This window comes from Streptomyces spiralis (genome assembly GCF_014654675.1).
GTDB lineage: Bacteria > Actinomycetota > Actinomycetes > Streptomycetales > Streptomycetaceae > Streptomyces > Streptomyces spiralis.
Map to the genome: position 1 here is coordinate 51,284 of NZ_BNBC01000009.1, position 11,554 is coordinate 62,837.

An 11,554-nucleotide genomic window follows, 5' to 3' on the forward strand; every position below is an offset into this window, starting at 1 on the left:
AGCCACCTACGCGGGAGCCCCCAGCTCCGCCCACACCCTCTTGCCGGCGACGCCGGGGACGCGTACGACGCCCCAGTCGAGGCACAGACGCTGGACGATGAACATGCCGTGACCGCCGGGGCGGCCGGCGCGGTGCGGGGTGCGCGGGGCCGGCTGGCCGGTGCCGCGGTCGGAGACCTCGATGTGGATCACCTTGTTGTCGCAGGCGATCTCCATCTGGTCCGGGCCCTCGGCGTGCAGACAGGCGTTGGTGACCAGTTCGGAGACGACGAGGAGCACATCCTCGGCGGCGGCCCGCTGGTCGGCGCTCGCGGCGGGCAGCCAGCCCCACGCGTACAGCGCCTGGCGGGCGAAGTCGCGGGCGAGCGGCACGACGCCGCTCTCGCCGTCGAAGCTCAGCCTGCGGACCTGACGACCCCCCGACGGGACCGCGGGCACGGTCGTCGCGCCCCCTGCGGACGTCCCGTCCGCAGGCGCGCCCCCCTCGGACGCCCCGGAAGCGCCGCTGGGCTCCGGGCCGTGGTCGCCCGGCGAGTAAGGCCGGGTGGTGCTCATCAGCGCTTCACCTCACCGATTCACCAGTTCACGTTTCACACGTCACTACACAAAGTCACTGCACACATACACGTCGGTACGTCGCCTGCCGATGCTCCAGGATGTCTCCTGCCCGACCGATCCCATGGGACACCACCGTTTTCCGGCGCGTGGGGCGTGCCCCTCGACGTATCCCTCGGCGTGCCTCCGGGCGCAGGCCGGTGGGCCCATCGGCCCGTCGGTCGGCCGGCTGAAGGTTTCCGCAGAACAGCACACGGAAGCGACGCGCCGGCGGCCGACGGGCGGCCCGCGACCGGCTCAGCCGGTCTCGTCGGCCAGAGCATCCTCGAGCGTGTCGTGCACGCTGAAGACCGCGTCCGCTCCTGTGATCTCAAACACACGCGCCACCACCGGCAGCATCCCGGCGAGGTGCACACCTCCCCCGGCCGCCTCCGCCTTCAGTCGCGCCCCCAGCAGCACGTTCAGCCCGGTGGAGTCGCAGAACTCCAGGCGCGAACAGTCCACCACCAGGCGCGAGCGCCCCTTGTCGAGGCACTCCTCGAGCGGCTCGCGCAGCAGGTCGGCCGTGTGATGGTCCAGCTCACCAGCCGGTGTCACGACGGCGCTGGAACCCTCTTGCCGCACCTCCACCAGAAGCCGGCCCGACTGTGCGCTGCCGACCGTCCCGCGGTCCATGCCGTCTCTCTCTCCCGGTGTCTTGGCTGCTGACTGACGCCATCGAACACTACGCCTTCCCTCACCCCTCCGACACCCGAACAACTACACAGAAACGGACATATAGCCACACAAGGCACTTGCGGTGGCCGTGGTGAAGCGGGTAGGGCTATTAGAGACACGCACCCGACACGGCCGGCTTTGGAGGCGCCGCACACCGCAGTGCACGAACTGGCTTCGGCAGCCATATGCCGAGAACGATGGAGGACATCATGTCACCCCGGCTCGACGCCTCGCATACCCGGACGGCGACGTCGACACCCCCTCCGGACCATCTGGATCCCATCGAGCTTCAGGACGACGTACGCGCCGAGCCGGTCGAACCGGCCACCGCGCTGGACGGGCTTCCGGACATCCCCCCGTACGACGAGGTGGCCCCGGACGACGCCCGGGCGCTTTCCAAGACCCTCTTCGAGCGGCTGGAATCCCTCGAGGAAGGCACCCACGAGTACTCGTACGTCCGCAACACCCTCGTCGAACTCAACCTCGCGCTGGTCAAGTTCGCCGCCTCCCGCTTCCGCTCCCGCAGCGAGCCGATGGAGGACATCATCCAGGTCGGCACCATCGGCCTGATCAAGGCGATCGACCGCTTCGAGCTCTCCCGGGGTGTCGAGTTCCCGACCTTCGCGATGCCTACCATCATCGGCGAGATCAAGCGCTTCTTCCGCGACACCTCGTGGTCGGTGCGTGTGCCGCGCCGGCTCCAGGAACTGCGGCTGGACCTGGCCAAGGCCGGTGACGAACTGGCCCAGCGCCTGGACCGCGCCCCGACGGTGACGGAACTGGCCGAACACCTCGGCCTGTCCCGGGACGAGGTGGTCGAGGGCATGGCGGCGTCCAACGCGTACACCGCCTCGTCGCTGGACGCCCAGCCCGAGGACGACGACTCCGAGGGCGCGCTCGCGGACCGCATCGGCTACGAGGACCACGGGCTCGAAGGCATCGAGTACGTCGAGTCGTTGAAGCCGCTGATCGCCGAACTGCCCTGCCGGGACCGGAAGATCCTGTCCCTGCGGTTCGTGGCGGGCATGACCCAGTCGGAGATCGGCGACGAGCTCGGCATCTCGCAGATGCACGTCTCACGGCTGCTGTCGCGCACGCTGGTACGGCTGCGCAAGGGGCTGACGGTCGAGGAGTGACCGGCCTGACATGAGGTTCTCCGCCCGGTGCCGCGAACGGCGCCGGGCGGGACCCGTCGGGCACCGCACCGGCGGCTCCCGGTTACCCGCGGAAACCTCTTTCCCCGCCCCGCCTCCACCACTAGGGTCGCCCTCCAAACCGGCCGGTACGTCAGGACTCCGGGATCCCGGCCGGGCTGCGAGGAGGCAGGCGATGGCTCGGGCCGACGGTACCGACAACGACGTCGAGACCGGGGACGCGGGTGGCCCGTACACGGGCGCGTCCGGCGAGGCCGCCGGCCCCGCGACGGGCCGACGCGCAGGGACGTCGGCCGAAGTCACGGACCCGTACGAGGACTTGCCCGGCGAGGACGGCTGGGTCGGGGAGGCCGGCGGCGGCTACGCGGGGGCGGCCGATGCGCGGCTGGTCGGGTTGCTGCGCGCCGAGACGCCGACGGTCTACCCGGCGCTGCGGGAGCTGCGGAGCCGTCATCACTCCGCCGTGCTCGCCTACGCCCGCCGGTGCACGACCAGTGACGCGGCGGCGCGGCAGCTGGCCGCGCAGGCGTTCACCCATGCCGCGCGCGAGAGTGCTCGCGGTGTGGACCGGGGCGTCCCCGTGCGGCTGCAACTCCTGCTGCTGACCGCCCGTCTGGCCGCCGCATGGGCGCGCGACGAACGCGCGGGCGGCCTGGACGCGGGGCTGCTGCTGATCCTGAGCACGGCCGGCGCCGACGGCCCCGAACCGCCGCTGCTCGCGGCCTTCCAGTCGCTGCCGCTGCGGGCCCAGGGACTGCTCTGGTACGGGACCGTGGAGCAGGAGAGCGATGAACGGACGGCCAGGTTCCTCGGCCTCACCCGCGAGGATGTGCGCTACGGCGTCCCGCAGGCGCTCCAGGCCATGGCCCGGGCCTGTCTGAGAAGCCGCCTCGCCGCCTCCGACGACCCGCACTGCGGCGACTTCCGGCGGCTGATCGAGGAGTCCGTACGGCCGGAGAACCCCCGTTCCAGCGCCGATCTGCACATCCATATGGCGCACTGCGCGCACTGCACGGCCGCGTTCGAGGAGCAGTCCGCGCTGCGCGACGACCCGCGCACCGCGCTCGCCGAGGGCCTGCTGCCCTGGGGCGGCACGGCCTACGTCACGCGGCGGCCCACCGAACCGGGCCGGGAGGCCGGGGCAGCCACGGACGACGGCACGCCGACCACCGCCTGGCCGCCGTCCCGCCGCTACGTCCTGGCCTCGGTGGCGCTCGGCGTCGCGCTCACCCCGCTGCTGCTCTTCGCCCTCTCCTCGGGAGACACGGAGCCGCACCGGCGGTCGGCGGGCGCGGTGACCACTCCCTCGGTGCCTGCCCAGGTCACGGTGACGGCGACGGTGTCGACCGGCCCCGCGACGCCCTCTCCGTCCGCGACCTCACGGCCGCCGTCGCCCACTCCGTCCCCCCGCCCCACACGGACCGCCCACATCGATCCCCCGCCGCCGAAGCCGGCACCCAGGCCGTCCCCCACCTATCCGCCGGGCGCGGTGTTCGCGCAGGTGGTGAACGACGCCTCGGGCCGCTGTCTGGACGTGGCCGGGGACTTCGACAACGGCACGGACGTCGTCACCGCCCCCTGCGGCTCCGCGGACACCCAGCGCTGGCGGGTGGACCCCGGGCGCGGTGTCGTGCAGTCGGCCGCGGACCCCGACTTCTGCCTGGACAGCCGGGGCTCCGTGGACAAGGGCGTCGGCATCTGGTCGTGCGACTCGGTCGACGGCAGAAACGGCCGGAACCTGACGTTCACCGTCGACCCGGACGGCGTCATCCGCCCGGCCGTCGCCATCGAGACGGCCCTCACCGACAACGGCGGCTACCTGTCTTTGGACCCGCTGAGCGGTGGGGCCGAGCAGCGGTGGCGGGCGGGTCAGCGGTGAGCGACCTCGCGCACGCCGCGCCGCCAGACCTCGCTCACCAGCGGTACGCCCGGCCGGTAGGCCAGGTGGACGTGGCTGGGCGCGTCCAGGAGCATCAGGTCGGCGCGGGCGCCGGGCGCGAGGCGTCCGATGTCCGTGCGGCGCAGGGCCGCGGCACCGCCCGCGGTGGCCGACCAGACCGCCTCGTCCGGGGTCATGCCCATGTCCCGTACGGCGAGGGCGATGCAGAACGGCAGTGAGGACGTGAAGGACGAGCCCGGGTTGCAGTCGGTGGACAGGGCGACCGTGGCGCCGGCGTCGAGGAGGCGACGGGCGTCGGGCCACTCGGCGCGGGTGGAGAACTCGGCGCCCGGCAGGAGGGTGGCGACGGTACGGCTGTTGGCGAGGGCGTCGACGTCCGCGTCCGTGAGGTGGGTGCAGTGGTCGGCGCTGGCCGCGTCCAGCTCGACGGCGAGCTGCACGCCGGGGCCGTAGGAGAGCTGGTTGGCGTGGACGCGCGGGTGCAGGCCCCTTGCCTTGCCCGCGGTGAGGATCGCGCGGGCCTGGTCGCCGTCGAAGGCGCCCTTCTCGCAGAAGACGTCGATCCAGCGGGCGTGCGGGGCGCAGGCGTCCAGCATCTCGCCGGTGACCAGGTCCACGTACGCCGCCGGGTCCTCGGCGTAGTCGGGGGAGACGATGTGGGCGCCGAGGTAGGTGACCTCGTCGGTGTGCGCGGCGGCGATGCGCAGGGCGCGGGCCTCGTCGGCGACGGTCAGGCCGTAGCCGGACTTCGTCTCGAACGTGGTGGTGCCCTGGCGCAGTGCCTCGGCGAGGTGACGGGTGAGGTTGGCCTCCAGTTCCGCGTCCGACGCGGCCCGGGTGGCGGCGACCGTGGTGCGGATGCCGCCCGCGCTGTAGGCCCGGCCGGACATGCGGGCGTTGAACTCCTCGGTGCGGTCACCGGCGAAGACCAAGTGGGAGTGGGAGTCCACGAAGCCGGGGAGCACCGCCCGGCCGCCCGCGTCGACCCGATTGTCAGTGGCGGGTGCTTTGCTTGATTCACCGGTCCACGCGACGCGGTCGCCGTCGATGACGACGGCCGCGTCCCGGATCAGGCCGAGTGGGGATCCGTCACCGAGGGAGGGGTCGTTGGTGACCAGCGTGGCGATGTTGCTGATGACTGTGCTGCTCATGGTGTCCTCAGGAATGACGGGGGGATTCAGCCGCGCAGCGCTCGGACGGCGCCTGCCAGCGCCGACGGCACATCGGGTACGAGGGCGTGGACACCGTCGCGCACGACATGACGGCCGCCCACGACCGTGTGGCGCACATCCGCCGCGGAGGCGGCGAATACGGCCGTCTCGGCGGCGAGTCGCGGCTGCGGGCCCGCTGTCCTGACCGTGTCGAGGGCGATCGTCGTGAAGTCGGCGAGCGCCCCCGTCCGCAGGTTGCCGGCCTCCTCCCAGCCCAGGGCGGCATGACCGGCCTCGGACGCGGCGTGCAGCAGGGCCGCGGCGGTCCAGTGCCCGCGGGTGCGGGTGCGCAGCCGCTCGTTCAGCTCCATCGCGCGGGCCTCTTCGAGCAGGTCGATGACGGCGTGGCTGTCGGAGCCGAGGGAGAGGGGGGAGCCGGCGCGCTGGAGGGCGACGGCGGGGCCGATGCCGTCGGCCAGGTCCCGTTCGGTGGTCGGGCACATGCAGGTGCCGGTGCGGGACCCGCCGAGCAGGGCGATGTCCTCCTCGGTGAGGTGGGTGTTGTGCACGCCCGTCGTGCGCGGGCCGAGGACGCCGTGGTCGGCCAGCAGCCGGGTGGGGGTGCACCCGTGGGCCTTGAGGCAGGCGTCGTTCTCGGCGGTCTGCTCCGACAGGTGCACATGGAGCGGGGCCCGCCGCTCCCCGGCCCACCGCGCCACGGTCGCCAGCTCGGGCGCGGGTACGGCCCGCACCGAGTGGACGGCGGCACCGATCCGCGCGTGATCCCGTTCCTTGAGAAGTGAACAGCGTTCGGCCCAGGCCTCGGCCGTCCCGTCCGAGAAGCGGAGCTGGTGCCGGTCGGGCGGCTGCCCGAAGCCGGCGGAGAGATAGCAGGCGTCCAGGAGGGTGATGCGGATACCGGCTTCGGCGGCGGCCTCGATCAGTGCCTCGCCCATCGCGTTCGGGTCGGCGTACGGGGAGCCGCCCGGGGCGTGGTGGACGTAGTGGAACTCGCCGACGGACGTGATCCCGGCGAGGGCCATCTCGGCGTACACCGCGCGGGCCAGTGCGTGGTAGGTCTCCGGGGTGAGCCGCCCGGCGGTGGCGTACATGACCTCGCGCCAGGTCCAGAAGGTTCCGGAGCCGACCTGGACGGTGCCGCGCAGGGCGCGGTGGAAGGCGTGGCTGTGGGCGTTGGCCAGCCCGGGGATCGTCAGCCCGCGCAGGGGTTCGGCTTCCGGGGGCGGGGTGGGCACGCCGGTGCGGACGGCCGCGATGCGGCCGTCCCGCACGTCGAGCGCCACGCCCGGCTCGGCGTGGGTGCCGAGCCAGGCGTGCTCCAGCCAGTACGTCCGCGTCCGCTGGGTGGGCATCACGTGCAGGCCAGTCCTTCCAGTACGTCGGCGAGTGCGCGCACACCCGCCATGCAGTCGTCCTCGGCCGCGAACTCGGCCGGGGAGTGCGAGACACCGGTGGGGTTGCGCACGAACAGCATGGCGGTCGGGACGCTCCCGGAGAGGATTCCGGCGTCGTGTCCCGCTCCGGTGCCGAGCACGGGCACCTTCAGATCCGTCCGGCCGCCCAGGATGCTGGCGAGTTCGTCGCGCAGGGCGTGGTCGAACTCGACGACGGGGGTGAAGGACTCGCGGACCATGTCGAGGTCGACCCCGTGCGCGGCGGCGTACGCGCGGGCCGCCTCCTCCACACCGCTGACCACCTTGTCCAGGGTCTGCTGGTCGGCGGCACGGGAGTCGAGCCAGCCGCGCACCAGGGACGGGATCGCGTTGACGCCGTTCGGCTCCACGGCGATCTTGCCGAAGGTGGCGACGGCACCGGCGAGCTCCGCCTCGCGCCGGGCGGCCAGCACGGTCTCGGCGTACGACAGCATCGGGTCGCGCCGGTCGGCCAGCCGGGTGGTGCCGGCGTGGTTGGCCTCGCCGCGGAAGTCGAACCGCCACCGCCCGTGCGGCCAGATGGCGCTGGCCACCCCGATGGCGTCCCCGGTGAGGTCGAGGGCGCGGCCCTGCTCGACGTGCAGCTCGACGAAGGCCCCGATGCGCGCGAGCCGTTCCGGGTCCGGGCCGATGGCGTCCGGGTCGTACCCGGCGGCCTCCATGGCCCGGGGCAGCGTGATCCCGTCGGCGTCGGTCAGCCGGTGCGCCTGCTCCACGGTGAGCTGACCGGCGGTCAGCCGCGACCCGACGCAGGCCAGCCCGAACCGGGCGCCTTCCTCGTCGCCGAAGTTGACGACGGCGAACGGCCTGCCGAACCGCGCTCCCCTCCCGCGCAGTTCGTCGAGCGCGGCGAAGGCGGACACCACGCCGAGCGGCCCGTCGAAGGCCCCGCCGTCGGGCACGGAGTCGAGATGCGACCCGGCCACGACGGCGTCCTCACCGTCCGGATCCCCGAGCCAGGCCCACTGGTTCCCGTTCCGGTCGACCTCGTACGCCAGACCCCGCGCCTCGGCCTGCTCCCTGAACCAGGCCCGGCACTCGACATCGGCCCCGGTCCAGGCAAAGCGCCGGTACCCGCCGGAGTCGGCGTGCCGCCCGACGGGCGCGAGCTCCCGCCACATCTCCTGAAAGGAGGTACCAGCCACCGGCACAGGCTGTGGGCCGGCATCCGGCACAGGCTGTGGGCAGTCGTGCCGCAGGGAGGCACGGGTGGGCACAGCCGGACCCGCACCCGGCGACGGGGCCTCAGCCCGCACCGGACCGCTGCCGCTGCGCCCGCCGTCCCCCACGGTCACGCGTCGTCACCCTCACGCATCGGCACCCGCACGCCCCGCTCGCCGGCGACGGACTCCGCGATGTCGTACCCGGCGTCCACGTGCCGGATGACCCCCATCCCGGGGTCGTTCGTCAGCACCCGGCGGATCTTCTCCCCGGCCAGCGCCGTGCCGTCGGCGACGGTCACCTGCCCGGCGTGGATGGACCGCCCCATGCCGACGCCGCCGCCGTGGTGGATGGAGACCCACGAGGCGCCCGAGGCGACGTTCACCATGGCGTTCAGCAGCGGCCAGTCGGCGATCGCGTCGGAGCCGTCGAGCATGGCCTCGGTCTCGCGGTACGGGGAGGCGACGGAGCCGCAGTCGAGGTGGTCGCGGCCGATCACGAGAGGCGCCTGGAGCTCACCGCTCGCGACCATGTCGTTGAACCGCTCGCCCGCCTTGTCCCGCTCGCCGTAGCCGAGCCAGCAGATGCGCGCGGGCAGGCCCTGGAAGTGGACGCGCTCGCCGGCCATCTTGATCCAGCGGGCCAGGGACTCGTTCTCGGGGAACAGCTCCAGGATCGCCTTGTCCGTCTTGGCGATGTCGGAGGCCTCGCCCGACAGCGCGGCCCAGCGGAACGGGCCCTTGCCCTCGCAGAACAGCGGCCGGATGTAGGCGGGGACGAAGCCGGGGAAGGCGAACGCCCGGTCGTACCCGGCCAGCTGCGCCTCGCCGCGGATGGAGTTGCCGTAGTCGAAGACCTCGGCGCCGGCGTCCTGGAAGCCCACCATCGCCTCGACGTGGCGGGCCATGGACTCGCGGGCCCGGGTGGTGAAGCCGGCCGGGTCCTTGGCGGCCTCGTCGGCCATGTCCTCGAAGGCGATGCCGAGCGGCAGGTAGGACAGCGGGTCGTGGGCGGAGGTCTGGTCGGTGACGATGTCGATGGGCGCGCCCATGGCGAGCAGCTGCGGGACCAGCTCGGCGGCGTTGCCGAGGACACCGATGGACAGCGGCTTGCGCTGGTCGCGCGCCTCGACGGCCAGCTGGAGGGCGTGGTCGAGGGAGTCGGCCCTCACGTCCAGGTAGCGGTGCTCGATGCGGCGCTCGATGGCGCGCGGGTCGCAGTCGATGCAGATCGCCACGCCGTCGTTCATGGTGACCGCGAGCGGCTGGGCGCCGCCCATGCCGCCGAGACCGGCGGTGAGGGTGATGGTCCCGGCGAGCGTGCCGCCGAACTTCTTCGCGGCGACGGCGGCGAAGGTCTCGTAGGTGCCCTGGAGGATGCCCTGGGTGCCGATGTAGATCCAGGAGCCGGCGGTCATCTGGCCGTACATGGTCAGGCCGAGGGCCTCCAGGCGGCGGAACTCCTCCCAGTTGGCCCAGTCGCCGACGAGGTTGGAGTTGGCGAGGAGGACGCGCGGCGCCCACTCGTGGGTCTGCATGACGCCGACGGGGCGGCCGGACTGGACGAGCATCGTCTCGTCGGCCTTGAGGGTCCTCAGGGTGCGGACCATGGCGTCGAAGGAGCGCCAGTCGCGGGCCGCCTTGCCGGTGCCGCCGTAGACCACGAGCTTGTCGGGGTGCTCGGCGACCTCGGGGTCGAGGTTGTTCTGGAGCATCCGCAGGGCGGCCTCCTGCTGCCATCCCAGGGCGCTCAGTTCCGTACCGCGCGGCGCTCGTACGGGGCGGGGTCCTGACATGGTCTGCCTCCTGGCGGTTGCTCCCGATGGATTGTTGCTACGTCTATTCACATCCTGGCTTGCTGAATAGAACTAGTCAATACGTCGGTGTGCCGACATCGGCGCGCCACGGATGTTTGGCTGGACACATGGTGTGGACGACTGCCGGCAGCAGGGGAACGGGGGACGAGGACATGGGCGGCTACGGCGACGAGGACCGGGCGGGCCGTACGGACGGCGAGCGGGCCGTACGGCGGGACGAGGCGGTGCGGGCCGCGGTGGAGCAGGGGCTGCTCGGGCCCGACTCCCCGCTCGTGGGACTGCTGGACGTCCAGGGCATCCGGGAGGCGGCGGCGGACCTCACGGCGGCGTTCGCCGCGGTCGTGGCGCCGGGCACACCGGTGCTGCACGCCTTCGCGGTGAAGGCGACCCCGCTGGTGCCCGTGCTGCGGCTGCTGCGCGAGGAGGGCATCGGCGCCGAGGTGGCGAGCCCGGGAGAGCTGGCGCTGGCCCGGGCGGCCGGGGTGCCGGCCGACCGCACCGTTCTCGACTCGCCCGCCAAGACCCCCGCCGAGCTGCGCGAGGCGCTGGCCCTGGGCATCGCCGTGAACGCCGACAGCCCGCAGGAGCTGGACCGCATCGACGCCCTCGTCCGGTCCTCCACGCCTCGCTCCCCGCTCGGCATACGGGTGAATCCGCAGGTCGGCGGGGGTTCCATCGGGGCGCTGTCGACGGCGACGGCGACCTCGAAGTTCGGGGTGGCGCTGCTCGACGAGGGAGCGCGCGAGTGGGTCGTACGGGCCTACCTGGACCGGCCGTGGCTGACCCGGCTGCACGCCCACACCGGTTCGCAGGGCATCCCGCTGTCCCTGATGGCGCGGGGCGTGGCGGAGATGTACGCGCTGGCCGAGGAGATCAACGAGCGGGCGGGGCGGCGGCAGATCGACACCCTCGACATCGGCGGCGGGCTGCCGGTGAACTTCGGTTCGGAGGCGACGACACCGACGTACGCGCAGTACGCACGGCTGCTGGGCGAGGTGGTGCCGGGACTGTTCGACGGGCGGTACGGGCTGGTGACCGAGTTCGGGCGGTCGCTGCTGGCCAAGCAGGGCACGATGGTGGCGCGGGTGGAGTACACCAAGAGCGCCGGCGGGCGGCCGGTCGCCGTGACGCACGCGGGCGTGCAGGTCGCCACCCGGACGGTGTACGCGCCGGGGTCGTGGCCGCTGCGGCTGGCCGCGTACGACGCCAAGGGACGGCCCAAGGCGGGCCCGGAGGTGGTCCAGGACGTGGCCGGACCCGCGTGCTTCGCGGGCGACCTGCTCGCCGAGGCCCGCGCGCTCCCCCCGCTGGAACCGGGCGACCACGTGGCCGCGCTGGACACCGGCGCGTACTACTTCGCGCACCACTACGCCTACAACTCCCTGCCCCGGCCCGGCGTCTACGGCTACGCGCCGGACGGCGCCGGCGGTGTGGCCTTCGCGACCGTGCGCGCGCCGCAGGGGGTCGAGGAGATCGTGGCCGAGGCCGGAGGGGCGCACGCGTCGGCGCTCACCACCCTGCGCACACCCGAGCGCCCTTGAGGCACGCCAGAAGCAACGGGTGCAACTGGGCGGAAACCCGGGTCAGTTGACCCACATTAGCCCCTCGGTCGCATGTTCCTCTGGAAAATGCCGTAACCCCCACCA

Annotated in this window: 9 protein-coding genes; 3 read left to right on the forward strand and 6 right to left on the reverse strand. The window is 72.9% G+C overall.

The features are described 5' to 3' along the window. Nucleotides 1-6 precede the first annotated feature (6 nt). Both IE318_RS12100 and IE318_RS12105 read right to left on the reverse strand, forming a co-directional pair. The gene (locus IE318_RS12100) at nt 7-555 is read right to left on the reverse strand and encodes an ATP-binding protein (RefSeq protein ID WP_030164161.1); all 549 of its coding nucleotides are present in this window, start codon (nt 553-555) and stop codon (nt 7-9) included. 297 nt (nt 556-852) lie between these two features. Further along, on the reverse strand, nt 853-1,230 hold the full coding sequence (locus IE318_RS12105) for an STAS domain-containing protein (RefSeq protein WP_030164158.1): 378 nt from the start codon (nt 1,228-1,230) through the stop codon (nt 853-855). A 239-nt stretch (nt 1,231-1,469) separates the two neighbouring features. On the opposite strand from IE318_RS12105, the gene IE318_RS12110 reads away from it, so the two are divergent. Both IE318_RS12110 and IE318_RS12115 read left to right on the forward strand, forming a co-directional pair. Beyond that, nucleotides 1,470-2,408 carry an RNA polymerase sigma factor SigF gene (locus tag IE318_RS12110; protein WP_030164155.1) on the forward strand — a complete coding sequence of 313 codons (939 nt, stop codon included), beginning with the start codon at nt 1,470-1,472 and terminating at the stop codon, nt 2,406-2,408. Between the two features lie 193 nt (nt 2,409-2,601). Next, nucleotides 2,602-4,305: a ricin-type beta-trefoil lectin domain protein gene (locus tag IE318_RS12115; RefSeq protein WP_189899555.1), complete on the forward strand. Its 1,704-nt coding sequence runs from the start codon at nt 2,602-2,604 to the stop codon at nt 4,303-4,305. Here the strand turns inward: IE318_RS12115 and hutI are convergent. The 4 genes from hutI to hutU form a co-directional block, all read right to left on the reverse strand. After that, on the reverse strand, nt 4,296-5,477 hold the full coding sequence (gene hutI, locus IE318_RS12120; protein ID WP_189899557.1) for an imidazolonepropionase: 1,182 nt from the start codon (nt 5,475-5,477) through the stop codon (nt 4,296-4,298). The two genes, IE318_RS12115 and hutI, sit on opposite strands and share 10 nt — an antisense overlap. Before the next feature lie 26 nt (nt 5,478-5,503). Further along, nucleotides 5,504-6,850, reverse strand: a complete 1,347-nt coding sequence (locus IE318_RS12125; RefSeq protein ID WP_189899561.1) for a formimidoylglutamate deiminase — start codon at nt 6,848-6,850, stop codon at nt 5,504-5,506. After that, nucleotides 6,850-8,106, reverse strand: a complete 1,257-nt coding sequence (locus tag IE318_RS12130; RefSeq protein WP_268256736.1) for an allantoate amidohydrolase — start codon at nt 8,104-8,106, stop codon at nt 6,850-6,852. Before IE318_RS12130 ends, IE318_RS12125 begins: the two co-directional genes overlap by 1 nt. A gap of 116 nt (nt 8,107-8,222) precedes the next feature. Next, on the reverse strand, nt 8,223-9,887 hold the full coding sequence (hutU, locus tag IE318_RS12135) for a urocanate hydratase (RefSeq protein ID WP_189899563.1): 1,665 nt from the start codon (nt 9,885-9,887) through the stop codon (nt 8,223-8,225). Between the two features lie 62 nt (nt 9,888-9,949). Here hutU and IE318_RS12140 point away from each other — a divergent pair, with 62 nt between their 5' ends. Further along, on the forward strand, nt 9,950-11,449 hold the full coding sequence (locus tag IE318_RS12140) for a type III PLP-dependent enzyme domain-containing protein (RefSeq protein WP_373311154.1): 1,500 nt from the start codon (nt 9,950-9,952) through the stop codon (nt 11,447-11,449). The last annotated feature ends 105 nt before the right edge of the window (nt 11,450-11,554 follow it).

What these genes read in the sequence shown, in the direction of transcription:
- IE318_RS12100 (WP_030164161.1), bottom strand. Translation starts at nt 555, where the DNA reads ATGAGCACCACCCGGCCTTACTCGCCGGGCGACCACGGCCCGGAGCCC.
- IE318_RS12105 (WP_030164158.1), bottom strand. Translation starts at nt 1,230, where the DNA reads ATGGACCGCGGGACGGTCGGCAGCGCACAGTCGGGCCGGCTTCTGGTG.
- IE318_RS12110 (WP_030164155.1), top strand. Translation starts at nt 1,470, where the DNA reads ATGGAGGACATCATGTCACCCCGGCTCGACGCCTCGCATACCCGGACG.
- IE318_RS12115 (WP_189899555.1), top strand. Translation starts at nt 2,602, where the DNA reads ATGGCTCGGGCCGACGGTACCGACAACGACGTCGAGACCGGGGACGCG.
- hutI (WP_189899557.1), bottom strand. Translation starts at nt 5,477, where the DNA reads ATGAGCAGCACAGTCATCAGCAACATCGCCACGCTGGTCACCAACGAC.
- IE318_RS12125 (WP_189899561.1), bottom strand. Translation starts at nt 6,850, where the DNA reads ATGCCCACCCAGCGGACGCGGACGTACTGGCTGGAGCACGCCTGGCTC.
- hutU (WP_189899563.1), bottom strand. Translation starts at nt 9,887, where the DNA reads ATGTCAGGACCCCGCCCCGTACGAGCGCCGCGCGGTACGGAACTGAGC.